Source organism: Pseudoalteromonas sp. P1-25 (assembly GCF_001401805.1).
GTDB lineage: Bacteria > Pseudomonadota > Gammaproteobacteria > Enterobacterales > Alteromonadaceae > Pseudoalteromonas.
Genome location: NZ_LKDW01000043.1, coordinates 1 through 25,992, shown reverse-complemented (window position 1 = coordinate 25,992; position 25,992 = coordinate 1). Strand labels below are relative to the sequence as shown.

Genomic DNA, 25,992 nt, shown 5'->3' with positions numbered 1-25,992 from the left:
CTTGCTTGCCTCGCTAAGCGTTGCCTGCTCTGCCGTCTCAGTGGGGTCGCATTATAGGGAGATCCGAAAACAGATCAACCCTTTTTTTAGATCTTTTTACTGTTCGAACAAAAATAAAGCAAAACAGCGTAAAATTAGCTAAATCACCGGCTAAGGTGATGCTTTTTTATACTGATTTTTATTATTTAATATAAATTTCATTGCTATGTTCGTTTAAGACGTTAAGATAGCAAGTTCACAATGTTAAATTAATGTTTATTTCCTGTTTATTGGTAGATCTAAAATGAAATTACCCGATCAAAAATCTTTTATCTTCTCTGTAATTCTTGCTGTAGTTGGTTTTGTTATTGTTGAGTTTGCTTTAGGCAGCTTAGCTTTAAGCCCAGCATTGCTATTTGGTGCTGGTTTATTAATTGGTGGGATTGCTATTGCTGCAATGTCATCGGAAGGTGGTGAAGAAGCTGAAGTAAAAACAAAAACACTTTATGTTGGTAATCTTCCTTATCGTGCAAATGAAGGGGTTGTTCGCGCTTTGTTTGAAGAACAAGGTAAAGTTTTCAACGTGCGCCTATTAAAGGATAAGAATACTGGCAAACGTCGTGGCTTTGGTTTTGTTGAAATGGCGCAGGCAGATGCAGACAATGCAATTGCTAAGTTAAACGATAGTGAGTTTCAACAGCGTACTTTAAAAGTGCGTGAGGCAAAACAAAAACAAGAAGATGATTCTAGCTCTTTACGCTCTGGGACGGATCAATCAGTGTAACGTGCTTTATAGCTAGCTTATTACTCAAAACATCAGCCGTTGCATAATATTGCAGCGGCTTTTTTTTGTCTGCAAATTTATTTCCAAAGTTATGCTGCTCTAATAGATAGTTTACTCTGCTGGCAATGGCTGCGCCTGAATCGAGTAATTGCACTGAGTTATTAAAGTGCGCTTGTAGAGCGTTGCTAAGGATTGGAAAATGTGTGCAACCTAGTACAAGTAAATCTATATCTGAGTTAATGCGCAAACGCGTAAGCTCTTTATGTAGTTTGAATGTATCTAGTTTTTGAGAAAAAAATAGCTGCTCTGCCAATGCCACCAGCTCAACACTGCTATATAAACTCACTGTTACCTTACTGGCATGCTCTTTTATTAGTGTATGAGTATAGTGGCTTGCCACTGTGGCAGGGGTTGCTAATAAGCCGATGTGCTTTGTGCGGGTTTCTTCAGCAGCAGGTTTTATTGCCGGCACTACGCCGACTATAGGTATTGATGTAATTTTGCGTACTTCACTTAAGGCTGATGTAGAAGCTGTATTGCAAGCTATAACAATAAGATCGACACCAAGCGCATTTTGCTCAATAAAATAAATGAGTGAGCATAAGCGGCCTATAATAGTTTGCTGAGTTTGCGCGCCATAAGGGAGTAATGCATTATCCATAAAGTAGCTGTACTGTGCATTTGGAATACGCTTTTGAATATGCTCAAGCACAGTGGTGCCACCTATACCTGAATCAAATACCATTATGTGGGCTGACAAACTTTGGTTCCTACTGTTTACTAAGAACGGCAGTTTGCCATGAGGTTTTTATAAAAGAAAGCAGTTTAGCTTTGCTCAGACTTTAGTGCGTCGAGTGACTCGCCCGCTGAATTCAATTGGTTTAGGTTTTCAAACATTGCTTGGGTGTAATCAACGAGCTGATCGACCGCTGCTTGATCTTGGTTTAGCCACTCTATAATACCGGCAAGCTGATCTTGTAGGCCTAGTTGCGATGCTTTATCAAATGCATTTTTTAGATCGTCATTAAAAGGTGCGATCGCATCGGCTACCTCTTTTGTTGGGTTTGGCTGATATTGCTCATAACTTTTAACGGTAGCAACTGTTTTTGTTTGGCGAAGATCCATTGAAAATGCAACAAGTTGCTCACTGCCTAAACTCAGTTCTTGCGCTTTTTCAAACGCTTCATCTAAGTCACCACTAAAGAATGTTTTACTTACTCCTTGTAGCTCTTCCATCATGGCATTAATAGCATTTTGCTCTTGTTCGTTTAAATCACCATTAACTGACATTGAAAAAGAAAGCTCACGAGATTGCGACGATGAACTGGCAAACGATTCGCTGTTATTACTTTGCTGATACCCGCTCGCTGTTTGCGACTCATATGCATCTGCAAAGCTAATACTGACCTCATCACCTTCGGCTGTTGTAAACTTATACTCGGCGTTGCTGCTCATACTTACATATTGTGCTTGGCTTACGCTTACACTGGCCGGTTGTGGATTAAATAGAGTTTGCTCAAACTCATCAAGTCCTTCAAAAATGCCTTCTTTTGACTTATCGATGCCCTCTTGCATTTCTTCGTTAAATACACCGGTGCCTTTCAGTTCATCAACCGCTTCGTCTATACCGGTTTGAACCCCAGTGCGCGCATCGTCTAACATATTTTTTAATTTATCGTCATCAGCTCCATTGGCTTTGGCTTTATTAACTGCGCCAGAGACAAAGTCGAGTACATTTTTTACTATTGCATCAAAATCGAATAAAGGTTTATCGGCTTGTTTTTGCTCAACAGGTAAACCTAGCTGCTCTGCCATTTTGTCGCCAAGCACTTTTGCAGCAAGCTCTCTGCCTCGCTGTAATGAACTTTCTTGCGGAGATTGGATTGTTGGCTGCTGTAGCGCCTCTTTATTATTGAATTTGTTTACGTTGTTGTTTGGCGTATAGCCATAATTACCGATTTTCATGATCCACCTCCGTTACGAACTTAGCTCATTATCGGCTAATAGTGATAAAACTAAAGTGTATGTTTAAAAAAACAGCAACTTTATTATCAGCAAAACTAGACAAATACTGCTCGCTCCCTACAATAGCGCCGATAAATAGATCTCATAGATAAGGTAGTAGCATTAATGGCAGTGATTAAAATAGATACCACACAGTACGATACGCAGCTAACTGAAAAAGAGCAGCGTATTACGTCGCAATTTAAGCGATTTGGTGTGCAAGCGTTAGAGGTGTTTAGCTCTGAGCCAATTAACTACCGCCAACGTGCTGAATTTAGAGTATGGCACGATGGGGATGATCTATTTCATATTATGTTTGATCAGGCCACGAAAGAAAAAATTCGCGTCGACACCTTTGACCCTGCCGCGCCATTAGTTGGTGAAGTTATGCAGGTGATGATTGATAATTTAAAGTCGTGTGAAGTATTACGTCGTAAGCTGTTTCAAATCGATTACTTATCATCATTAAGTGGCGAGATTTTAGTAAGCTTGCTTTATCACAAACCACTCGATGATCAGTGGCTAACTGAAATAAAAGCCCTGAAAGAAAAACTGAGCAGTAAGTACAATATTGACTTTATCGGTCGTGCGCGCAAGCAAAAAGAAGTACTAGGCAATGATTTTGTTACTGAGCGTTTAACCGTAAACGGCCAGGAGCTTATTTATCAACAAGTAGAAAATAGCTTTACGCAACCTAACGCTAAAGTGAATATAAAAATGCTGGAGTGGGCACAAGACTTATGTAAACCACTTAGTAATGACCTACTGGAGCTTTACTGTGGTAATGGTAATTTCTCTATTGCATTGGCGGGTTCATTTAATCGCGTATTAGCGACTGAAATATCTAAGTCTTCTGTGCATTCAGCGCAATACAACATTGCTAAAAATAAAGTAGATAACTTAGATATAATTCGCATGTCGAGTGAAGAGTTTACCCAGGCAATGAATGGTGAACGTACCTTTTCGCGTTTAGAGGGGATAGATTTAAAAAGTTACGATTGCCAAACTATTTTAGTCGACCCTCCACGTGCAGGTATGGATACCCTTACGTGTGACTTAGTGGCCAACTACGAGAACATTATTTATATATCGTGCAACCCAGACACGCTTGAGCGCGATTTAGATCATTTAACCCGCACTCATCATGTTAAGCGCTTTGCGATATTTGATCAGTTCCCTTATACGCATCACATAGAATCGGGTGTTTTCTTACAAAGAAAATAGTGAGTTTAATTTAAATCACTTCCATAAAAAAAGCTCCCTCAGGAGCTTTTTTTGTTTTAGCAAATCTTATTTGTTCGCTAAATAGTTAATTAATTTACTAATATCTTCTGGCGCGGTAATACCAGACTCACGGCCTAGGTTTAATTTGTATTTACCATTTACGATAAAGGTTGGTACGCCACGTAGCGCGCCTTTTTCTTTAAAGTAATTTTGGTCACGTTTCATTTTAGAGCTTAATGTACGTACCGAGAAGCTTTTGTATAGTTTATCAAACTTATCGCCATCAACGCCCTGCGCTACAAACACATCTTTTACATCTGCAAGCTCGTTAAATTTAGCGCGCTTAGTGTGGATATGATTAAAAATAGCCGCAACAATTTTATCTTTTTGTGGAAGTACTTCCGCGGTGGCTAACGCTTGGCTCATCATTTGTTGGTTTTCTGGATCGCGAACACCGACAAAATCAACATGGCTCTTTTTAAATTTAACGTCTTTGTCTAGCTTTGGCTTAAACTCCCCAATTAATGCTTCCATGTTATTACAAGCAGGGCAATAAAATGAGAAAAACTCTTTTACCTCTGGCTTTTTAGTGGCACGCTCTGCAACCACATCGTAATGTACGCCTTCTTCATAAGTGGCAGCTACACTGCTAGCAGCCATAGGCAGTAGTAATGCAAGTAAACCTGCTTTAACTAATTTGATCATTGTTATTGTTCTCCGAGATTAAAGTGTCAATAAAAACGCAACTAACTCATTCAGTTCTTGCTGGTTATTAATGGTGTTAATGTTTATTTTATATTTATCGTTTACGATAAAGGTAGGCACACCAGTTAGCGCACCTAGTTTTGAATATTTATTTTGTTTGTCTTGCATTGCACGCTCAGCTGAAATAATTGGCATGCTGGCAATGTCCTGATCAAACGTTGCACTATCGATACCGTTAACTTCAAGTAATTTTTTAACGTCTTTCATTTGCGTTAAAGGTGCACGCTGTACATGAATACTTTTAAAAATTTGGTCGCTGATACTTTGTGCTTGACCGTGCTTTTTAGCGATTAAGTAGGCGTAGCTTAAGTTGCTTTGTGCCTGTGGTGATACGCCACCTAAAAAATTAACGTGGTTTTTTATAAATTCAGTGCCCGCAGGTAGGCTTTTTTCAATTGCCTTTGCAACAGGCTCAAATTTAAAACAATGCGGACAGTAAAACGAGAAAAATTCGGTTACTTGCGGCTCTGCGCTTTTTTCTACATCAATAACAGTATATTGGTTATCGGCTTCAAACTGTGCAGCAAAGGCTGCAAATGGTAAGCATAAAATTAATAGGCTCAGTTTCAATTTTTTAAGCATTGGTATCTCGTGTACTTTTTAAATAAAATTTTATGGCAATAACTTCAGCGGGGCTTCTTGCAATGCGGCAAGTTGCTCTTTGAGCGCTAAAATTTGTTGCTCCCAGTATTTGTCTTCAGCAAACCATGAAAAGTTCCGTACGAACGCCGGATCACTCCATCGTTTAGCCACCCAACCCATATAGTGAATAATACGCATTGCACGAAGCGGTTCAATTAATTTGAGTTGAGCGTGGTCAAAATCACAAAACTCTTCATACGCATTTACAAGGGTGTCTAACTGTAACAGCTGTGTTTGACGATCGCCACTGAGCATCATCCATAAATCTTGAATGGCCGGCCCTTGGCGAGCGTCATCTAAATCAACAAACATAAGTGCTTCGCCTGCCCATAAAATATTACCTGCGTGGCAATCACCATGTAAGCGTATCGTTTGCACATTTTTATACTGAGCTTGCGCTTGCTCAATAACCAAGTCCAATATGGTATAAAAAGCCGTGCTGATCCCCATAGGCACCAAATTACTTTTTTGCAGATGAACTTTAGCTGTATGCAAATATTCTTCGCAGCTAAACGTGGGTCTGTGTTTAAATGCTTTGCTTTTAGCTACTTGATGCATACGGCCAATTAAACGACCCATTACATCAAGCTGATCTAAGTTATCCACCTCAAACTGCCGCCCGCCTACGCTTGGAAACAACACAAAAACGTAGCCCTGGTGTTCAAATAAGCTTTGTCCGTTGTGCTTTATGGGTGCAACAACGGGCACTTCAGCTTCGGCAAGCTCGAAAGCAAAGTCATGCTCTTCTTGTATTTGCGCTTTGCTCCAGCGCTCTGGTCGGTAAAACTTAACAACGTAGCGCAGGCCATCTTCCGCCTTAAATTGGTAGACTCTGTTTTCGTAGCTATTAAGTGCTAATAAACCTGACTCTGCATATATACCAACGCTTTCTATTGCATCGAGAATTAAGTCGGGCGTTAAATCTTCAAAACTAAATTTACTCATGGGCTTCTTAATGTAAAAAGCGGGTTACCCCGCTTTTGTTAGTATTTTATCGCGCTTTAAAAAAGTTACTCGGTTGCGATATGCTTTCATCGGGGTCATTAACCGGTGAAAGTACAAAGTTAAACTCCGTCATTGGCGCTTTTAAATCATACGGGTCCATCACAAGTGACAATGGCACATTATGCGATTGCCCAGCTTGCACTGTAAATGTTTGTTTGCCAATGTACTTAAAGTTTTCAAGGCCTTGAACATCAATATTAAAGGTTTGCTCGTACTGCGCCTTGTTGATTACTTTTAATGTATAGGTGTTTTCTACCAAGCCATTAAAGTCAACACGATACAATTGGTTACGGTCTCGTATTATGTCAAAGTCCATAGGCTTTCTAAATGCAATGTTAGCCACCAGCGCACTGGTAAGCACCACCAGTATGACCGTGTAACCTATGATTTTAGCTCGCAGTGGGTTGGTTTTATTTTCAGGTGTTTCGAGATTACGCTCTGTAGTATAAGAAATAAGACCACGCGGATAATTCATTTTATCCATTACACCATCGCAGGCATCAATACATGCACCACAGTTAATACACTCGGCTTGCAAACCATTACGGATATCTATCCCTGTAGGGCACACCTGCACACATAAGTTACAGTCTATACAGTCGCCCATTTCTAAATCTTCGTGGGCAATTTTACGCGAACGTGGGCCTCGGCTTTCGCCGCGTTTTTCATCGTACGTTACGGTGTAAGTGTCTTTATCAAACATAGCCGATTGAAAACGCGAATAGGGGCAAATGTGTAAACACATAATTTCGCGCATCCACCCTGCGTTAGCGTAGGTACACGCAGCAAAGAAAATAATACTTACCAGCGCGTAGCCACCTACATTAAAAGTAACAAAGTCAGGGAGTAATTCACGGATAGGCGTAAAGTATCCGACAAACGAAATCGCCGTATATAAGGCAAATAAAACCCAACTGGTGTGCTTTGCTGTTTTTCGCCAAAACTTATCAAAGTCCATCGGGCGTTGATCTAGCTTTTTACGCTGATTCGCTGTGCCTTCAAACTTTTCTTCAAACCAAATAAATATAAATGTCCATACCGTTTGCGGGCAGGTATAGCCACACCATACTCTTCCATAAAAGGTAGTAACCAAAAAGAGTGCAAACGCGGCCAACATAAATATAAAGGCTAATATAGTGAAGTCTTGCGGCCACAGCGTTAGCCCAAAAATATTGTACTTTTGACCTACTAAATCAAATAACACAGCTTGTTGGCCATTAAAATTTATCCAGGGCAAAAGCATAAAAGCAAGCATGCCTAAAAAGCCTATACGCTGTCTAAGTAACTGATGAAGCCCTTTTACTGCGCGAACATAAATTCGGTTACGTGGGTTAAACCTGTCGTCTTGACGGCTTAAATCCGGTTGTTGGATTTTGACCTCTGCAGGTATATTCTTTACTTTAATTTGCTTGTCCATCGAAGTTCCTCAACGCCGCTTGGAAATAAAAACGTAGCAATATGTGCGTATTCTATACTGTAACTGTAGTTCGTTAATGGTAAGTGTGATTAGTTTAAATAATCAGCTGTTTGAATACTTTCAGATATTTCAGAAATATCTAACTGCTGTTGGCTATTATAACAATGCTGGCTAAAATTACAGGTATAGATTGCTAATAATTTATTCATCTCAGTTACTTGCTTTTAAAATGCAGTTTATTACACTGCTTGCTAAAATTACCCCATTAAGATCAAGGTTTACGCATTTATGAAAAAATTTATTATATTGGTCATTTTGATCCTTGCGTTTTTTACTATTGATCACCCATTAGTTAAAGAGCCCCGCGAAAAGCTATTAGGTGAAGGTGTGGGTTTTTTAAGTGATGCGAGCAAAATAAACCGTAGCCCTGCAGCCAATATGGCTAAAAACCGTATTAGCAGTGCATTAAAGCTATCTGAGTCTGAGCACGAATATATTGAAAAAACCTTTACCACTGATGATTCAGTGCAGTTATTTCATTTACGTTATTGCCGCGAGCGCGACTTAAATTTATATTTTTACGAAGAGCGCTTAAATACAGTGTGTAAAATTGTATCGGATGCATTAGAACAAAAGAGAGCTAAGTAGTGGATTTTTCGCAGCTAAACAAAAAAGCGAGTGACTCTTTTCAGAAACAGCGCACAATACTTAAAAAGCTATCGCAAGGAAAAACCTTGCACTGCGAGCAGTGCGGCGAGGTGTTAACACTCGATTTAGCCACCAACGAACCGGGTAAAGGCGTTGTTAAGTGTAAAAAAGGCTGTACTGATATTATTTTAGAACTTGGCGCTTAATTATCCTAAGCGCCGTTTAATACCTAAAGGCTACTCTTCCCACCCTTCATCTGTAATCAGCCCACTGTTTATGGCCACTACCTCAATAAGCTCGGCAAAACCTAATGCAAAGTCGCCCATTGATTCGTACTGATATTGATATAAGGCTTCGAGTGTCATGTTGTTTTGCTGCGCAATTTGCACTCTTGTTTGCTCATCAACAGCAAAAAAGCTAAGCGTACTTAGCGCACTCTCTAGTGCTTCTTTGTACTGAGGCTCTAACGCAGGAGCTGTTAATAGAGGTTGTGCGTATTCTTGAGTAGCACGTAAAAAACCTTCACTCCAGGCTTGGGTATACTCAAGGTCAAAATCAGCGGGTAACTTATAACCGGTTTCAAATACTTGCTCACTAATTTGGTGGTACAACGCCATAAATAAAAACAGTATTTCTTCGTCTAAATCGTTAGCCGTATTAGGCACGATATGCGCTAACCACTGGTGAACTTCTAATGGGCTTGGCGAGCAAATAACCCCAAATAGATAGCCTTGGCTTTGTGTTAATGACATAGCCTGAGGTTGTGTACTCAAAAATGCACTTAATTGCTGTGCGTGTTGTTCGTTAAACTGTGGTAATTGCATTAAATCTCTTTTGTTACATTAAAAATTAAGTGGGTAGCGGCCCTGTGTATCAGGGCGGCCTAAAAACTTAACCGCGTCGTGCACATCTTTGGGTAAGCTGGCATCAGGTTTAACATAGCCTGCTACTTTAAAGTCAAAGTTAGCTTTAAGTGTTGCGTCGGCTTCAAGGCCTAAGGTGTTATCTGGGTCGACCAAAATGGCTATATCGCCCGACTTACAGCTTAACATGCCACTCAGTGGCCCAATATTAAACCAGCCATTAAAGCCTTTAACATCTATATTTGGGCTGGCAATCTCGCCTTTTAATGACTCACAATAAGGCACACCTGAGGTGTACTCATTCAGCTCTAAAATAACACGACCTTTGGCGGTAGCCGGTATAGGTAATGCAATACGTTGCATGGCACGCTCTACGGTCGAGCGAATTATACCATCGGTAACGGTAACCACATTATTAAATAGTCCGTAATTCATATCAGCATAGCCCGAAATATCGCTATGCTCACGCGGGTTACCAAATTTTAAGTTAGCATTTAAATTGCCAGTAAATAACTGCAAGCCAGCAATATCCCAGCGAACATTATTTAGCTGTTCGTCTTGATAGCGCACCTGCATCATTTGACCTTCCCACACAGTCCCTACGGTTTGGCCTATTTCAAGCTGCTTTGGTAGGTACGGCTTAGCTAGGTCTAACGCAATGGCAGCTGGTAATTTCATTATGCAAAACACAATAAAGCTAATAAAAAATACCACTGATAATATTATTATTTTTTTCATTCATTACTTCTCTAGTACTAAGCGGCTTACACGTACAAACCCTGATTTATCATCTTTGCTTAAATCCAGGTTCTCTACTCTTAAGCCATGCTGATTAACCAGTTCATCTAACCATTCTATTAATTGATTAAACTCTACCGAATCAAGCGTTAAACGTAACGAGTTATCGTTAGGCTGCATTTTACTAATAGTAATACGGTAGCGACTACGCGTTGAATTAACCACTTGGCTAATGTTTTGATTGCTAATTGCCTGCGTGTTACCCGCCGCTTTTAACTTTACTATGCTTTGATCAACCCATACGAGCAGCTCTTGTTGAGTGACATACGACTTTTTGGCTTTATCTATGGCGTTATTTAAAGGTCTAAAGATGCCCATTACTAAAACAAAAACAACAAATATACCACCAGCAACCATAATCAATTGCTGCTCTTGCTCTTTTAATGAGTGCCAGTATTGCATTATTTGCTTTTTCATACTGCACCTCGCAGTTTTATTTCGCCTACTACAAAGTCGCCATCGTTATTTAACGACCCTTGTTCAACCGTTAATCCTTGTTGCTCCAGTATACTTTTTACTTTACCAAACGTTTGAAAATCTTTTGCGCGTGCGCGTATTCGCAGCTCATTACGGCGTTTATCGTAACGTAGGGTTTCTGGCGTAAATTCGCTTACTTGCGAAAACACGCCAACTAATTCGCTGGTCAAATCTAAAAACCCGGCTTCACTTTCGCCATTAATGGTTTTAAGCGCGCCCCTGATTTGGCTTTTAATTAAGTTAGGGCGTACTTTAGTTCCGGGAAAAGCTTTTTGGTATCTATCCACTACCTGGGCTTTAGCAAGCTCAACACGCGAGTTAAGTTGATTTAGTTCAACCAACTTTATGGCAATGGTAGCAAATAAAGCAACACCGGTGATAATGGCTGCGCCCCGCCAATAACCCCACCACAGTGCACTTTTCTTTTTAAGCTGGTACATACCTTGGCGTAAATTAAATTTAACGCTGGTAAGTTGTTTGGCAAATAAGGCCAATGGTAAATCGTAGTCGCTTGTTTGCGCAATGAGGTTAATACTTTCAGGAAACTGATTAGCTGGACTGTAGTGCTTTACGCTCGGCTCACCAAGCGCACTTAAGTAATCCCTTAGCCAGCTATTTTCAACGGCACTAATTTGCCAATCGCCTCTTTTAAATAACCACTGATCATTAAGCTCTATGGCGGTTAATGTATCATCCTCGCTGGTAGGCAGTAGCAGGGCATCTGGTAAAATGGTGTATACCGCCAAATTATGCTCTGAAAATAAAGCAAGCCAAGCCTCAAACCACGCGCGGTCAGTTAGGGCAACTTTAATTGCATGCTGCTCATTAATCATGGTGGGCTCGCCAATTGCGACAAATAGCTCGTCTATATCGCACGCAATATCTTCTTCAAGCATGTATGGCAACGCTTGCTCTAACTTACGATTCCATTTAGTTGGCAACGCCACTATTTTAAGCTGCACCTGATCGCTAGGCAGTAATACCACCACCTCGCGGGTTTGCGCTTTTTCACTTAGCTCACTTAAACGGCTTGCATCGGCTAATTCCCCACTGGCAATTATTTCTTGTTCTTGTGGTGAATAAATTAACCAATTTAATTTATCTTGCTCTGTTTGACCCGTGCGGATCAGCAGTATTTCTGTCACTGTACGCCTCCAAATTTTCGCGCCAGTATCGTTACTTCGCCATTTTTGGCATGAAGTAATGTGGTCATCGAAAAACGCAAATCGACAAATGTCGCCTGCGTTTGTAATTTAAAATATTCGCTGTTAATACTAAACAACTCTTTTACCGAATCTAAATTTGTACCGCCTTGCTGCTGTACCTCGGAAAAAAATTCATCTACGCTATCAAATCCGGTTTCAGGACGCGCTGCTATAACCGCTTCCGCGCCTGATAACGATAATTCGTCAATCATGGCACTTAAAATAAGTGCTTGTTCGGGAAGTAACGTATTGACGTTAATCGATAATAAGGGAGACCCCGGAATAACACACACAAAAGGTAATACCTTTTCCATTACTAGCGGATTAAAACCTTTTACCAAACGCAGCTCAGAGGGTGATGCAAATAAACTATTTGCGCTCATATAAGGGTAATCCCGAGATAAATACTCGTCTTCTTCAGCGCCTGAACGATAGGTAATGCTGTTTTCATCAAGCCAGTCAAATACACTGTCTGCCATTGCTTCTTCGCTTTCCTCGGCAGGTAAATCTTCAATGTTTTCTAATAATGCAAACAGTGCTTTATGGGCAGGGTTGGTTTTGCTCGTAGAGTTTGGATCTGGCGCTTCCCCTAATGCATTTAAATTTAAACACGCTTGTAGGTCGGTAATTTTACCGCTTAGCGTGCCGTTATCTACAGGGTATTGAGTGTCGCCTTGCGTGGCCCAAACCTGATCTAATGAGGTTTTGTCAGGATCATCGTCTTTACTTAACTTTAGTGCCTTTATTGCCAGCTCTTCAGCGCCGTAGGCATACCACTTTGCTTGCTGATGACCTTGCAGGTTAGTGCTTTTTTGAACCTGCACCATTAAATTAGCACTCATTTCTACAGCTAATATCGCGGCCAGTGCAACAATAAACAGCACAATAACTAATGCGGCACCGCGAGATTTGTGCTTATTCATTAATTACTCTCCCCGCTGTTTTTGCCCTGCCCGGGTACTAAAAAAACACGACGAATAGGCTCTGCCTCAATTTGTTGTAAAGTAACCGCAACCGCTTTAGGTAAGGCTTTTATTTGCCATTGCTCTTGCCATTCGTTGTTGGCATCTAAAAATTCAAATTTAAGCTCTTCAATACCTTTTAAAACAACTTGTACCCGCGGTTCCATATTATCAAGCTGATCTACATACACTCTGTATATACGTTCTAAATTGTCATCAAGTACTCTATACCCTACAGCTTGTAACTCAGAACGAGGCAGCAAATTAATTGGGTTTACCCAGCCATCGCGTACAAACGCAATACCATCGTATTGGCTTTCTAATATATAACGCCCTGCTAGTAAGTATTGCGCTTGTGCATCACCGGCTTCATTACGTACAGTGCGCTGGGTCATTTGGCTAAAGTCTTGGTCCATTAACCTAAATGCGGTTTGTAGGCCGTTAAGCTCCGCTATTTTTTCATCAGAGGCTTCTTTTGCTTTGGTGGTTGAGTCTAAAATTTGGTGAGTCGCCATAATCACCACCGCTAAAATAGCCATAGCAACTAATACTTCGATTAATGTAAATCCGCGCTGCTTCACTTATTAGCTGCCTTTATTTAAATAAGTTGAAAGCTCGTACACCGATTGCTCATATTTTTCATCGCTAAAGACATTTATGGTCACTTTTACAAAGCTTTTGTCTGCTGTTTGTGCTATTTCTTGCTTCCAAAACCACTCAACGCCCGCCATTACTTCGCTGCCACGCGCGCCATTTTTAGCCTGCCAATCTTTACCTTTGCTACGCTGCTCCACGAGCACATTTTCTGCCACCCACGATGCATACGTTTGCTCTTCAAGTGTGGTTAAATGATTTATATGCTCGCCGGTTGCTTGCATAGCCGCAATCCCAGCCATAGCACAAATACTTAACGCCACAAGCACTTCGAGTAAGGTAAAGCCTTTATTTAGCCTCATTATTATGGCTCTTTTCGCAAATTAACAGGGGCCGTAAATTCCCCTTCAATGTAATACACAGGTTCACTTTGCTCTTTTAATTCAACAATAAGCTGAAAGGCGCTAACCTCACCAGATGATAAAATAAGGACTTGCGGTATTTTTAATTTTTCAAGTTCTAGTAAGCTATCGTCATCGCCGCCGCTCATTAGCTCACGCCAATTTGCTTGCTCAAGTAAGTTCTCTTGTGACCAGGCTAAATCTTCTAAATTGAGCGTGAGTTTTAGCCGTTCATCAAGCTCAATGGGTTTGTAAAGGTCTTCGCGGTCAAAGGTAATCCATTTTTCGCCATCAAATACTAAAAACTCAAGGGTGTTTTCTTCAACCATTAAGCCAAGTTCTATTTGATTTAAAATGGCAAATTCAGAGGCCATGTTAATGGTGGTATGCAGCCTAAGCGCTTGAGTATCAAGCTCATCTTCGGCGCCCCCTTCTAAGCTGTATACCACCATTTTGGTCGCAAATGCGATAATAGTCAGTACCACTAAAATTTCTATTAAGCTAAACCCACGGTGGTGGGCGCGCATACGATTAAGGCTTACTTGCATAGTAAGCCTCGTGCAATCGTATTTAACCGTACTGCTTGGTTAAGTCGCATTTATTGCTCGTCTTCGTTCCAGTTACCAATATCATCATCGGTACCAGCTTCGCCATCGGGTCCCATTGAAAAAATATCAAACTTGCCAATTTCGCCTGGGCTAATTAGCTGGTAATCATTACCCCATGGGTCTTCTGGTAATTCATTAATAAAACCACCCTCAGGGAAACGCTTAGGAATTGGCTCAATGCTGGTTTTATTTACCAGTGCTTCAAGACCTTGCTCTGTGCTTGGGTAGCTCTTATTTTTTAGCTTGTATAAGCTCATTGCATCTTCAAGCTGTTGAATATCTAAATGTGCTTTATCGATAGCAGCTTCTTCTTGTTGGCCCATAATATTAGGCGCCACAATTGACATAATCATCCCGATAATAACCAATACCACCATTACTTCGAGTAAAGAAAAACCTGATTGTTTATTCACGTAAATACCTCATTTTCCAAAAACATAATTTAATTTGGCATCATCTAAGTAAATATTCACTTAGCTAACCCCTTAAAGCTTAAAGTCCTACCGCTTTATTCATTGCCATTATTGGCTGTAAAATAGCCATTACTATAAACAAAACAATCACTGCCATAGAGGCAATCATTGCTGGCTCTAATAATTTTAATGATACGTTTACCATGCTTTCAAACTCACGGTCTTGGTTATTAGCCGCGCGCTCTAACATTTGTTCTAATTCACCTGATTTTTCACCGCTGGCGATCATGTGTAGCATCATCGGTGGAAATAATTTAGTTTGCTGTAAGGCCGCTCTCAGGCTTGCACCTTCACTGACTCTATCGGCAGCATCGGCCACCGACTTTTTCATTTTTTCATTGGCTAATACACCACCCGAAATACGCATTCCTTCAAGTAGTGGCACTGAGCTTGACGATAAAATACTGAGTGTACGAGCAAAACGCGCTGTATTAATACCCCGCGCTACTTTACCAAAACCAGGCATGTGCAGAACGCGGTCGTCCCACCAAAAGCGAACTTTAGGTTGTTTAAGTGCATGTTTAATACCGACTGCCAGCGCAGTAATGACTAACAAACTTATAAACCAATAATTTTGTACAAAGTGACTGCCTGCCATAACCCATTCGGTCGTCCAAGGCAGTACTTGCTTCGTTTTTTCGAAGGTTTTTAAAATTTTGGGTACCACAGTACCGAGCAACACCGACACAATACCAATAGCAAAAATAACCAAAATAGTGGGGTAAACCATGGCTTGAGTAATTTGGCTGCGCATGTGTTGACGTTGTTCGGTGTAATCAGCCAGGCGATTTAATACTTGGTCAAGGTGCCCTGATTTTTCACCTGCGGCTACCATTGCTCGGTATAAATCATCAAATACATGAGGAAATTCACTCATACCATCGGCCAGAGTGTAACCCTCTACTACCTTTGAACGTACCGACATAAGCATACGTTTTAAGCGAGGCTTTTCACATTGCTCTGCCACCGCCATTACGGCCCCTTCAACAGGTAACGCCGATTGAATGAGGGTAGCAAGCTGGCGCGTAATAAGGGCTAAATCGGAGGTCGATACGCTGGGTTTGAAAAAACGACTTAATAACGGCGTTTTTGCGCCACTAACTTGTTTTTCCCCTTCTGCTGCAGGGACAACTTCAAGCGGCGTAAGTTTTTTTTCGCGCAGCGCTTGGCGAATTTGCTTCGCTGTATCGGCCTCTAAAATGCCTTTTTGCTCTTTCCCTCGGCCATCAAGGGCACGGTATTCAAACGCCGCCATGGTTAGGCTTCCTCACGGGTAACGCGTAGAATTTCTTCAAGGGTTGTTTTGCCTGCCAGTACCCGGCTGCAGCCATCTTGGCGTATGCTTGGGCTTTTTTGGCGAATGTATTTTTCAACACTTTGCTCGCCTTTGCCACTGTGTATCATTTCGCGTATTTCTTCATCAACCACCAGTAATTCATGAATACCAGTACGGCCACGGTAACCATTAAAGTTACACTCTTCACACCCTACTGCGCGATAAATTGTAGGTGCGCTATCAAAAGGGACACCTAGTAGCTCACACTCACGTTCATCAGCAGTGTGACCTTCTTTACAGCTATTACATAAAGTACGTACCAAGCGCTGCGACAGCACACCTAACAATGACGATGAAAGTAAGAATGGTTCTACCCCCATGTCTTCCATACGGGTAATTGCGCCCGAGGCGGTATTGGTATGCAGTGTAGACATCACTAAGTGACCTGTAAGTGATGCTTGCACGCCAATTTGCGCGGTTTCAAGGTCACGTATTTCACCAACCATGACTACATCGGGATCCTGACGTAATATTGCGCGAAGCCCGCGGGCGAAGGTCATGTCTACTTTGGTATTTACTTGTGTTTGGCCAATCCCCGGAATTTCGTACTCTATTGGGTCTTCTACCGTTAAAATATTACGATCGCGAGAGTTTATTTGGCTCATACCGGCGTACAAGGTGGTACTTTTACCAGAGCCCGTTGGGCCAGTAACCAAAATAATACCGTGTGGTTTACTAATTAAATCAGCAAACAACTCTCGGTTTTGCGGTGTCATGCCTAAATCTTCTAGGTTTAAGCGGGCATTGTTTTTATCAAGTAAACGCAGTACTACACGCTCACCAAAGCTAGATGGCATGGTAGATACACGCACATCTACTGCACGCCCTGCAATACGCAGGCTGATACGGCCATCTTGCGGAATACGTTTTTCTGCTATATCTAGTTTCGCCATTACCTTAATACGCGATACTAATAACGAGGCTAACTTACGATTAGGCTTGAGAACTTCTTTTAATACGCCATCAACCCTAAAACGAATCACAAGCTCTTGCTCAAAGGTTTCGATATGTATATCGGATGCACCTTCTTTAATTGCTTCGCTTAACATGGCGTTGATTAGCTTGATGATAGGCGCATCATCATCGCCGGCTAATAAATCTTCGGTTTGTGGGAGCTCATCGGCAAGGGAGAATAAATCAACCTCGTTACCAATATCTTCCATCATTTGTTGTGTTTCAGAGCTATCGCGCTGATAAGCCGCCTCTAATAGTAACTCAAATTTATCGTCAGCTAATTGCTCGAGAGTAAAGCCCTTCCCTGCAATACGACGCACTTCTAACAATACTTCAACATCTAGCTCGCCGCGATAGTACACAACTTGCTGTTCATTATTTTTGCTAAGCAGTACACCCGCTCTGCGGGCATAGGAAAAAGGTAAACGTTTTGGAGGCAACTCAACTAAATCGTTGCTAGTCAGTAACTCCTCAGATCGCGGTTCAGCACTACGATGAACCACTTCTTCGTTTATTTGTTCTATTGCGCTAGTCATCTTCACGCTCTGCACGTTCTTTAGAGCTTAATGCTTTTAAGTGCTCTTCATAAGTTGGTGGCAGAATAAGCTCATCATCCCACGATGGAAGTAAAGGAACATCTGAATTTGGCATCAGTTCTATGCCATCTTCTTTTTCTTTCATTTGCTCGCCACGGATAAAGTTGTACTTATTAAAGCTTAACTTGTTCATATTAACGCCATCACGAATAATAGTTGGGCGAATAAATACAATAAGATTACGCTTACGTTTGGTCGTATTCGTTGACTTAAATAAGTGACCCAAAATAGGAATATCGCCTAAAATTGGCACCTTAGACACACTTTCTTGTACGTCTTCATCAATTAGGCCGCCTAACACAACCATACCACCATCATCAGCCATAACGGTTGTGGTAATGGCGCGTTTATTAACAGAAATATCAACAGCGGTTGCACCACTTACACTTGATACTTCTTGTTCAATTAATAATTGTACTGCTGAGCCATCATTAATTTGTGGGGTTACTTTTAATTTTACACCTACTTCTTGGCGTTCAATGGTCTGAAATGGGTTGTCGTTATTACTACCTGTTTGCGAACCAGTAATAATGGGCACTTCTTGACCCACTATCATCGACGCTTCTTCGTTATCCATGGTGGTAATAGAAGGCGTAGCTAAAATATTTGAGTTGGTATCGGTTGAAACAGCTTGAATAATGGCACCCCAGTCGTTTTTAACTAAACCAAATGCTAAGCCATTTACACCACTTAGTAATGAAGCAAGTGCAGTGTAGTCACCCTCAGTCGTTTCATCATAGCTGGTAACATTACCGGTTTCCGTACCTATTATGGTTTGTGTGGTTGTGGTGTCTTGCGCTTGAATACCGGCAACCGCTAATGAGCCTACCGGTACCGTTGAGCCATTATTAAATTGCAGCATACCGCCATCTTCCGAAATCCATTGCGTACCTAAGTTAACGCCATCCGATTCCATTACTTCAACAATAATCGCTTCTACAAGTACTTGCGCACGGCGAATGTCGAGCCTATCAATTACGGTCTCTAATGAACGCATGGTATCGGGCTGAGCGGTGATAACTAACGAGTTTGAATCTGGATGTGCTTCAATACTGGCATCGTTTTTATTGTTTGTGCGAGTTTTACTTGTGCCTTGGCCATCTTCTGCAAGCGTTTTACTTACCCCTTGCAGTACTTTTACTAAATCCTCTGCTTTGGCGTAGTTTAAGTAAAATACTTTGGTATTGCCTTGGCTTTCAAGTTCACCATCTAGTCGCTTAATTAGTTCTATAGCACGGGTACGGGCTTGCCCTTCACCGCTTACAATTACGCTATTTGTACGGCCATCAGCAACCACCTTAGGAATTAAAAATTCTGGTACGCTGCCTTTGCCGCTGTCTTTGTAAATATTCTCAACAACCGATACAACGTCATCTGCCGTTGCATATTTAAGCTTAACAATATCTACACGCTTATCACCGGCTTGATCTACCGAGCGAATAATTTCCACTAAGCGGTTAACCGACGCTGCATGCCCCGTTAGCATCATGACGTTTGCAGCATTAAAGTTTGCTACATGGCCACCGTCTTTTTGATCGCTAAACTGGCGCACCAATGGACCAAGTTCTTGAACACTTACATTTTTAACCCGTACTACACGGGTGATCATCATATCGCCCGATGCAGCGCTGTTTTCTGTAATTAGCGGTACATTAGATTTCTTAGCGTCAGAGCTTTTTTCAATTTTAATAATACCGTTGTCCATTTCTACTGCTGAGTAGCCATACACTTCGAGTACATTTAAGAAAAATTGGTAGTACAGCGCTTCATCCATTAACTCATAACTACGTACGTTTACTTTACCGCGCACATTTGGGTCAATGATCACTGTTTTATTAAGGTTTTTACCAACAATATTTATAAACTCGTTGATATCTGTGCCTTTAAAGTTTGCAGCATATTCAACAGCTGAAACCGACAACGAAATACTGGCTGCTAAAAAAAGCGCTGCGTACTTAGCTAACCCTTTTTTAATTTTTTTGAGGTGTAGCACCTGAACCATTATGTTAAAACTCCAAAGCTAAGTTATTGCAGGCTAAATTGCACATCGATTTGCTCACCGTCACGTTCTATCGTGATTGTAGCGTCGCTAGTGTTGCGCAGCTCATTAATAGCTGCCATTGCCTGTTGTAAATCTGTTAATTGGTAACCGTTTATAGCCACGGCTAAATCATTATTTTGTAGACCCATTTGCTTAAACAATGCTGGCTCTTTACCTGGGCTTAAACGATAGCCAATTAATTCACCATCACGCATTGCTTGTGAAACACGAATATAATCAAATAACTTTCCAGGCTCACTTAGTAGCTCTTCTCGCGTTTCTTTTATTGCTTCTTTTACATCAGGGTCAGCGGTTGCGTTAATTTGCAACTCGCTTTGCTTTAATTTTTGCGGCCCCATATCTTGTTCTTCACGGGCTGCTAGCACAGGCATAGACACTTTTTTTGTAAAGTCGAGACCATCTAGCATTAGCGTTTCATATCGGCCGTTTACACTTAAAATAACGCGATCGGGGAGTATTTGTGCAACTTTTGCCCGTGTTCCTTGCACAACTTCTTCAACAAGATAACTTACTTGGCGCCCCTGTGATTCGATAATAGCTACACCTGCTTTATCGTCGTTACTTACCGCAACAATACCCGTTAAGTTAATGCTCAAGCGTGTTTCTGGCGCATTATTAATTACTTCGTTTTGCTGTGCAGTATTAGTTTCATTTGTTACAGTTTTTTTACCAAACAAAAATTGCTCTATAATGTTTTGCACAGAAGTCGCACTTGAAGCCTTTGTTTGGTTTGAATAGTGTAAAGGTGAAAGCGGTGATGCGGTGGGTTGAGGCCAAACTAGCCATACTAGCTTTGAGAATAAATAAGCAAGATAAACAACAACTAACAGCGTAACTACTGCGCTTAATTTAGCATGGGGTAGCCGTGTTAAAAATTGTTTAAGCTGTTGAATTTGCTGTTCCATAATAATGTTCTTATTTTAATTTACTGCATAAGCGCGTACCCATAGTACCCTTTCATTTTTCATTCAACAAGCACACTAATATTAAACTTTGTAAACAGATTAATATGGCAATGTAATGTTGACTAAAAAAACAGCACGCGCCGTCATACCTTCATCCTACGATGATTTCATGATAAATTTTACGATATATAAATAGTCGATTGAAGAAGCCTAATGAGTAAAAAAAATAATACCAATGCCGACTCAGACCACAGTAGTGAGCCAAAAGTTCGCTTAGATAAGTGGTTATGGGCCGCGCGCTTTTACAAAACCCGTGCGCTTGCGCGCGAAATGGTACAAGGCGGCAAAGTACATTATAATGGACAGCGTACTAAAGCGAGTAAAATTGTGGAGGTTGGCGCGACCATAAAACTTACTCAGGGCGTTGATGAAAAGCTTGTCAAGGTTCTTAAAGTGCTTGAAAAACGCCAAAGCGCCCCCATTGCACAGACCTTGTATCAAGAAACTGACGCAAGTATTGCAAAACGCGAAGAAAACGCCATCGCACGCAAAAACAACAGTTTCTTTGCTCCACATCCGGATAAAAAGCCAGATAAAAAGCAAAGGCGCGAACTTTTAAAAATGAAATCAAGTTAGGTATAGCCGCTCATGCAACAAGATTTACTTCACCGTTATTTATTCGACAAACTCGATGTTCGTGGCGAACTCGTTCAAATTGAACACGCCTACAACGAGATGATAGCTAATCATAATTACCCTGAGCCAGTTAAAGCATTATTAGGTGAATTACTCGTTGCAACGTGTTTATTAACTGCAACTTTAAAATTTGAAGGTGAAATAGCCGTTCAGCTACAAGGCGATGGCCCTGTTAAATACGCTGTTATTAACGGTGATGATAAGCAAAACATGCGTGGTATTGCCCGCATGCAAAGCGAGGTTAGCGGCTCAACAGTTAAAGAGCTTGTAGGCAAAGGCTACATGGTAATTACGATTACCCCAACTAAAGGGGATCGTTACCAAGGCATAGTACCTCTTGAGCACGATACATTAAGTGAGTGTATCGAAAGCTACTTTGAGCAATCAGAACAGTTAAAAACTCGACTATGGTTTGCAACTAATACAAGCGAAGGTAAAGCGAAAGCGTGTGGCTTGTTTTTACAAGTACTGCCAGTAGATAAACAAAAGTCAATAGATGACTTTACCCACTTAGAGGCTCTGAGCGATACAATAAAACCCGAAGAACTATTAGAGCTCGATGCTAATACGGTTTTAACACGCTTATACCACGAAGATAATCCACGCGTGTTTGACCCACAAGCTATTACATTTAAATGTGGCTGTAGCCGAGACAAAACTATCGCCGCGTTAGTAAATGTAGGTCAGCAAGAGTTACTTGACGACGTTGCTGAAAATGGCACAGTGAATATTAGCTGCCACTACTGCTTAAAAGAATATATATTTGACGAGCAAGATATTAAAAATATTTTTAATTAGACTCCCACTTCATAGTTAAACATAAAGCCGCAAAATATGCGGTTTTATATTATAAAATGATGATACCGGTGTCATGAATTTTGTTAATTTACTGACACCGGTATCATTGAAATTATTCATGTTTTTTAGCAAATATATGTGTTTTTAGGGCCTTTACAGGCTCGAATATCTCAAATCCTTCTGTTACTATAATTTCAGCTTAAGGGAACTAAGAACCCAGAGCTATCCCGTTCAAACTCTCACACATAGTTAGGTATAAACATGACTACAAGCGCAACACGTTTTGTCGATTTAACCGCAGCTGAACTTGTCGAGCACGCGATTCGTCGTGGCGAAGGGACACTAGCCGCAAATGGAGCCTTTGTTGCAATTACAGGCAAGCGTACTGGTCGCTCGCCAAAAGACCGTTTTATTGTAAAAGAAGCAACCACACAAGATGATATCCAATGGGGTAATGTAAACCGCCCATTCGATGCAGACAAATTTGACGCTTTATGGGCTCGCGTAGAAGCACATGTGCAAAGTAATGACCACTTCACCTCTCACCTAGAAGTTGGCGCAGACCCTGAGCACTATCTACCTGTAGTTGTTACTACAGAAACAGCGTGGCACCATATTTTTGCTAAAAACATGTTTATTGAGCCTAAAAACTATAATGCATCTGATTTACCTCAATGGCAGGTAATGAATGTACCTTCGTTTGTTTGTGATCCACAGCGTGATGGCACCAACAGCGACGGTACAGTTATTATTAACTTTGCTCAACGCAAAGTGTTACTTGCCGGTATGCGTTATGCCGGTGAAATGAAAAAATCGATGTTCTCCGTTCAAAACTTTCTTCTTCCAGCAAAAGGTGTATTACCAATGCACTGCTCTGCTAACGTAGGAGAAGCGGGTGATACAGCACTATTCTTTGGATTATCGGGTACAGGTAAAACAACGTTATCGGCCGATCCAACACGCTTTTTAATTGGTGACGACGAGCACGGTTGGGCACCAGGAAGCGTATTTAATATCGAAGGCGGCTGTTACGCTAAATGTATCGACCTCTCACAAAAAAATGAGCCAGTGATTTGGAATGCTATTCGCTTTGGTACAATTTTAGAAAATGTTGTATTGGACGAAACGCGCACACCTGACTTTAATGATACAAGCTTGACACAAAACAGCCGTGCTGCTTACCCGCTAGAACACGTAGAAAAGCGAAAAGTAGAAAACCGTGCTGGCGAGCCTAAAGCCGTTGTATTTTTAACCTGTGATGTAAGCGGTGTTTTACCACCGGTTTCTGTACTTAGCGAAGAAGCCGCTGCTTTTCACTTTTTAAGTGGTTACACGGCTAAAGTAGGCTCAACAGAGATTGGCTCAACTAGCGATATTGAATCTACATTCTCAACGTGTTTTGGCGCCCCTTTCTTCCCTCGCCCTGCAGGTGTATACGCAGAACTACTAATGAAGCGCGTACGCGAATTTGGCGCAAAGGTTTACCTTGTAAATACAGGCTGGACAGGCGGCCCATACGGTACTGGTAAGCGTTTTGACATCCCCACTACTCGCGCAGTTATTGATGCAATTGTATCTGGTAAGCTTGCCAATGTTGAAACTCAGCATATCGATGTATTAAACCTAGACGTACCAATGGAAGTTCCTGGTGTAGATAGCAAGCTACTTAACCCAATTAATACATGGGAAGATAAAGCAAAGTATAATGAATATGCAGCAAAACTTGCAGCTGACTTCACTGAAAACTTTGCTAAATACGATGTCTCAGATGATATAAAAAATGCAGGCCCAAAAGCATAATTAATTACCGAGCCTGATTTAAACGCCAGCTTATAAAGCTGGCGTTTTTGTTTGCCACGCTAATTTTATTGCTCCGACATTTTGTCGCAGTTCTTTTCTATTAAACAAAGATACAATACGCACTCCCTATACTGCATACTTTTAGTGGTCACTCTTTTATGCCTTTTAATGGTTCATGGCGAAAATAACAAGACATGTATATTTATATCTAGGCACCTATTGGAGGTTTACTCGAGTCATCGCCCTAACAGGTTCTATACTCGTTTATTACCCCGAACTGAATGAAAGTATAAGTAATTTAAGTACAGAAACAGCGAAGCCTTTAAACTGGGATACCGCATATAAAACGTTAAAAATCCACTACCCAGATAAACAAGGCTCGTGGCGTTTAGAAACCACTAAAGATAAACATTGTATCCCCGCAAGATATTACAACCAAAACAAAACCGTGGAGCACGCTTTTGCACCGCTAATGGTTTGGCCGAGCCTTGATGGCAAACATATATTACGTGAGGAAGTATGGGGTAACTACTTTGATACCTGGATTTATAACTTGCACTTTTCGTTACTTGCAGGTAACACTGTAACAATCGTTATCGGCTATGTAGTAATAGGTAGCCTTACACTCCTCATATCAGGCCTATACGCTTGGAGGACTAAAAAAGGACTGGGCTAAGGCATTACAGTTTAAAACGCGCAGATCTTCACTGGGCTTGTTGTATGACTGACATAAGCTACTTGGTTTAACTTTTTCTCTGCCTTTAATCCTCTTAACAGCAACCGGTATAATGCTGGCAATACCCAAACAAACCGCTCCTTTAATAACAGCCCTACTTGGAATATAGACAAATCTAATAGCGCAACCGTAAAATCAAAGAATAGTATTTCTTTATCAGCAGCACTTAGTACAGCACAAAAGGCCATGCCAAATACACGCCTTGTATGGGTAGAACCCCCGACAAATCACAATGCGGTAGTCGTTTTAGGTTCAAAACCAAAAGCGATCCCTCTTATCGCTTTCCTCACAGTTTTGTACAAGTAAATGCAAACACAGGAGAGCTCATAAGTGTTTTTAATATAGATAAGATGCGCGTTGCCAGTAAATTTAAAAAATGGTTGCATCCGCTACACAATTGCAGCATTGGCGATCAAGCTTTACGAATTCAAAGGGTTTATCAGGTGTCGCCACCGCTTTGCTATTTGACCTTGGCCTTGGCCTTGGCCTTTTAGATGACTCATTAAAACTAAACGATTTAAGTAAACTATAAGCTAATTACAAAGCTTATTTAATATATTAAACGAGCTTTTCACAACCTAAACCTACTTGTATAGCTAGCTACAGCCTAACTTACGACCTACTCACACAACGTAATTCAATGAAAAGCTATATAGATACTTAAACCGCCTTATACAAAACATAAGTTACTACGCTTAAGAAAAAAGTAAACCCTTAACAAACTAAAGTAAAACCACTAATAACAATTCACATAATTAAGTGATCTATTTTAAGGATGGATAAACGTGTATCTGCTTATGTTAGATAACAAAAATACGGTTTACAAAGAGGTGATGCGCTTTAGAGAAGAACATACTGAATATTTCTTTTCTATAACCGTAAAAAACCCGACTCTTTCTAGTCAGGCTTTCTTGTATTTGGTGCCTGCCAATGTCGTGGTGCCCACAGCGGTGGAGAGTCACATAGCAAAGTACTCTTAATGTTTGCTAATGGGATTCACTGGGCACTGAGGTGGTCGTCGCGTTCTTTTACCCGTGGGTTTCGTGATACTCAACCCACGCTACAAAGTACTGCTTGACGCTGTGCAGCTGATAACTGACGGCTGATAGCTAATATTTTCACTTTCTTATAGACGTAAAAAAGCCGCTTCATTTCTAAAGCGGCTTTCTCTTATTTGGAGCCTGGCAATGTCGTAGTGCCCACAGCGGTAGAGAGTCACATAGCAAATGCTACACTATCATTGGTCGGGGCTCGCCTTCG

The 25,992-nt window shown here is 41.1% G+C and carries 28 protein-coding genes; 8 read left to right on the top strand and 20 right to left on the bottom strand.

What is annotated here, in order from left to right:
* The first annotated feature begins 283 nt into the window (after positions 1-283).
* Entirely contained in the window at positions 284-763 is a 480-nt protein-coding gene (locus tag AN393_RS18325) for an RNA-binding protein (RefSeq protein ID WP_055016781.1), read from the top strand.
* Here the strand turns inward: AN393_RS18325 and murI are convergent.
* Together murI and AN393_RS18315 are read right to left on the bottom strand one after the other, a co-directional pair.
* Positions 726-1,523 (bottom strand): glutamate racemase, encoded by a 798-nt coding sequence (murI, locus tag AN393_RS18320; protein WP_055016780.1) that lies wholly within the window; start codon positions 1,521-1,523, stop codon positions 726-728. The two genes, AN393_RS18325 and murI, sit on opposite strands and share 38 nt — an antisense overlap.
* Before the next feature lie 65 nt (positions 1,524-1,588).
* On the bottom strand, positions 1,589-2,728 hold the full coding sequence (locus AN393_RS18315; protein WP_055016779.1) for a DUF5610 domain-containing protein: 1,140 nt from the start codon (positions 2,726-2,728) through the stop codon (positions 1,589-1,591).
* 165 nt (positions 2,729-2,893) lie between these two features.
* On the opposite strand from AN393_RS18315, the gene trmA reads away from it, so the two are divergent.
* The gene (trmA, locus tag AN393_RS18310) at positions 2,894-3,991 is read left to right on the top strand and encodes a tRNA (uridine(54)-C5)-methyltransferase TrmA (RefSeq protein WP_055016778.1); all 1,098 of its coding nucleotides are present in this window, start codon (positions 2,894-2,896) and stop codon (positions 3,989-3,991) included.
* Between the two features lie 66 nt (positions 3,992-4,057).
* Here trmA and AN393_RS18305 read toward each other — a convergent pair whose 3' ends face one another.
* The 4 genes from AN393_RS18305 to ccoG are packed head-to-tail and all read right to left on the bottom strand — an operon-like array spanning position 4,058 to position 7,820.
* Positions 4,058-4,696, bottom strand: a complete 639-nt coding sequence (locus tag AN393_RS18305; RefSeq protein WP_004588433.1) for a thiol:disulfide interchange protein DsbA/DsbL — start codon at positions 4,694-4,696, stop codon at positions 4,058-4,060.
* Between the two features lie 18 nt (positions 4,697-4,714).
* Positions 4,715-5,338 (bottom strand): thiol:disulfide interchange protein DsbA/DsbL, encoded by a 624-nt coding sequence (locus AN393_RS18300; protein ID WP_055016777.1) that lies wholly within the window; start codon positions 5,336-5,338, stop codon positions 4,715-4,717.
* Between the two features lie 30 nt (positions 5,339-5,368).
* Complete coding sequence (locus tag AN393_RS18295; protein WP_055018826.1) at positions 5,369-6,343, bottom strand: serine/threonine protein kinase; 975 nt, start codon at positions 6,341-6,343, stop codon at positions 5,369-5,371.
* A 46-nt stretch (positions 6,344-6,389) separates the two neighbouring features.
* Complete coding sequence (ccoG, locus tag AN393_RS18290; RefSeq protein WP_055016775.1) at positions 6,390-7,820, bottom strand: cytochrome c oxidase accessory protein CcoG; 1,431 nt, start codon at positions 7,818-7,820, stop codon at positions 6,390-6,392.
* 288 nt (positions 7,821-8,108) lie between these two features.
* Between ccoG and AN393_RS18285 the strand changes: the two genes are divergently transcribed.
* Both AN393_RS18285 and AN393_RS18280 read left to right on the top strand, forming a co-directional pair.
* On the top strand, positions 8,109-8,468 hold the full coding sequence (locus AN393_RS18285; protein WP_004588437.1) for a hypothetical protein: 360 nt from the start codon (positions 8,109-8,111) through the stop codon (positions 8,466-8,468).
* Complete coding sequence (locus AN393_RS18280) at positions 8,468-8,674, top strand: hypothetical protein (RefSeq protein ID WP_055018825.1); 207 nt, start codon at positions 8,468-8,470, stop codon at positions 8,672-8,674. Before AN393_RS18285 ends, AN393_RS18280 begins: the two co-directional genes overlap by 1 nt.
* 30 nt (positions 8,675-8,704) lie before the next feature.
* Here the strand turns inward: AN393_RS18280 and AN393_RS18275 are convergent, their stop codons facing one another.
* The 13 genes from AN393_RS18275 to gspC form a co-directional block, all read right to left on the bottom strand.
* On the bottom strand, positions 8,705-9,292 hold the full coding sequence (locus tag AN393_RS18275; protein ID WP_055016772.1) for a UPF0149 family protein: 588 nt from the start codon (positions 9,290-9,292) through the stop codon (positions 8,705-8,707).
* Between the two features lie 18 nt (positions 9,293-9,310).
* A complete protein-coding gene (locus AN393_RS18270; protein WP_055018824.1) occupies positions 9,311-10,069 on the bottom strand; it encodes a type II secretion system protein N in 759 nt (252 codons plus the stop codon).
* Positions 10,070-10,072: 3 nt separating this feature from the next.
* Entirely contained in the window at positions 10,073-10,546 is a 474-nt protein-coding gene (gene gspM, locus AN393_RS18265) for a type II secretion system protein GspM (RefSeq protein ID WP_055016770.1), read from the bottom strand.
* Positions 10,543-11,751: a type II secretion system protein GspL gene (gene gspL / locus AN393_RS18260; RefSeq protein WP_055016769.1), complete on the bottom strand. Its 1,209-nt coding sequence runs from the start codon at positions 11,749-11,751 to the stop codon at positions 10,543-10,545. The genes gspM and gspL overlap by 4 nt, the downstream gene beginning before the upstream one ends.
* Positions 11,748-12,734 carry a type II secretion system minor pseudopilin GspK gene (gene gspK, locus AN393_RS18255; protein WP_055018823.1) on the bottom strand — a complete coding sequence of 329 codons (987 nt, stop codon included), beginning with the start codon at positions 12,732-12,734 and terminating at the stop codon, positions 11,748-11,750. Before gspK ends, gspL begins: the two co-directional genes overlap by 4 nt.
* Entirely contained in the window at positions 12,734-13,354 is a 621-nt protein-coding gene (gene gspJ, locus AN393_RS18250) for a type II secretion system minor pseudopilin GspJ (protein WP_055016767.1), read from the bottom strand. Before gspJ ends, gspK begins: the two co-directional genes overlap by 1 nt.
* A 3-nt stretch (positions 13,355-13,357) precedes the next feature.
* Positions 13,358-13,729 (bottom strand): type II secretion system minor pseudopilin GspI, encoded by a 372-nt coding sequence (gene gspI, locus AN393_RS18245; protein WP_055018822.1) that lies wholly within the window; start codon positions 13,727-13,729, stop codon positions 13,358-13,360.
* A gap of 2 nt (positions 13,730-13,731) precedes the next feature.
* Positions 13,732-14,316: a type II secretion system minor pseudopilin GspH gene (gene gspH, locus AN393_RS18240; protein WP_004588446.1), complete on the bottom strand. Its 585-nt coding sequence runs from the start codon at positions 14,314-14,316 to the stop codon at positions 13,732-13,734.
* Between the two features lie 50 nt (positions 14,317-14,366).
* On the bottom strand, positions 14,367-14,789 hold the full coding sequence (gene gspG / locus AN393_RS18235) for a type II secretion system major pseudopilin GspG (RefSeq protein WP_055016765.1): 423 nt from the start codon (positions 14,787-14,789) through the stop codon (positions 14,367-14,369).
* A gap of 79 nt (positions 14,790-14,868) precedes the next feature.
* Positions 14,869-16,104 (bottom strand): type II secretion system inner membrane protein GspF, encoded by a 1,236-nt coding sequence (gene gspF, locus AN393_RS18230; protein ID WP_055016764.1) that lies wholly within the window; start codon positions 16,102-16,104, stop codon positions 14,869-14,871.
* A 2-nt stretch (positions 16,105-16,106) separates the two neighbouring features.
* Complete coding sequence (gene gspE / locus AN393_RS18225; RefSeq protein WP_055016763.1) at positions 16,107-17,675, bottom strand: type II secretion system ATPase GspE; 1,569 nt, start codon at positions 17,673-17,675, stop codon at positions 16,107-16,109.
* Positions 17,668-19,737: a type II secretion system secretin GspD gene (gspD, locus tag AN393_RS18220; protein WP_055016762.1), complete on the bottom strand. Its 2,070-nt coding sequence runs from the start codon at positions 19,735-19,737 to the stop codon at positions 17,668-17,670. The genes gspE and gspD overlap by 8 nt, the downstream gene beginning before the upstream one ends.
* A gap of 23 nt (positions 19,738-19,760) precedes the next feature.
* The gene (gspC, locus tag AN393_RS18215; protein ID WP_055016761.1) at positions 19,761-20,702 is read right to left on the bottom strand and encodes a type II secretion system protein GspC; all 942 of its coding nucleotides are present in this window, start codon (positions 20,700-20,702) and stop codon (positions 19,761-19,763) included.
* Positions 20,703-20,915: 213 nt separating this feature from the next.
* On the opposite strand from gspC, the gene hslR reads away from it, so the two are divergent.
* From hslR to AN393_RS20610, 4 genes are all read left to right on the top strand, one after another.
* Positions 20,916-21,338 (top strand): ribosome-associated heat shock protein Hsp15, encoded by a 423-nt coding sequence (hslR, locus tag AN393_RS18210; RefSeq protein WP_055016760.1) that lies wholly within the window; start codon positions 20,916-20,918, stop codon positions 21,336-21,338.
* 12 nt (positions 21,339-21,350) lie between these two features.
* A complete protein-coding gene (hslO, locus tag AN393_RS18205; RefSeq protein WP_055016759.1) occupies positions 21,351-22,196 on the top strand; it encodes an Hsp33 family molecular chaperone HslO in 846 nt (281 codons plus the stop codon).
* A gap of 261 nt (positions 22,197-22,457) precedes the next feature.
* Complete coding sequence (locus tag AN393_RS18200; RefSeq protein WP_055016758.1) at positions 22,458-23,996, top strand: phosphoenolpyruvate carboxykinase; 1,539 nt, start codon at positions 22,458-22,460, stop codon at positions 23,994-23,996.
* 175 nt (positions 23,997-24,171) lie between these two features.
* A complete protein-coding gene (locus AN393_RS20610; protein ID WP_235575995.1) occupies positions 24,172-24,672 on the top strand; it encodes a PepSY domain-containing protein in 501 nt (166 codons plus the stop codon).
* An 11-nt stretch (positions 24,673-24,683) separates the two neighbouring features.
* On the opposite strand, the gene AN393_RS20605 is transcribed toward AN393_RS20610, so the two are convergent.
* A complete protein-coding gene (locus tag AN393_RS20605) occupies positions 24,684-24,920 on the bottom strand; it encodes a hypothetical protein (RefSeq protein WP_235575996.1) in 237 nt (78 codons plus the stop codon).
* Positions 24,921-25,992: the final 1,072 nt, after the last annotated feature.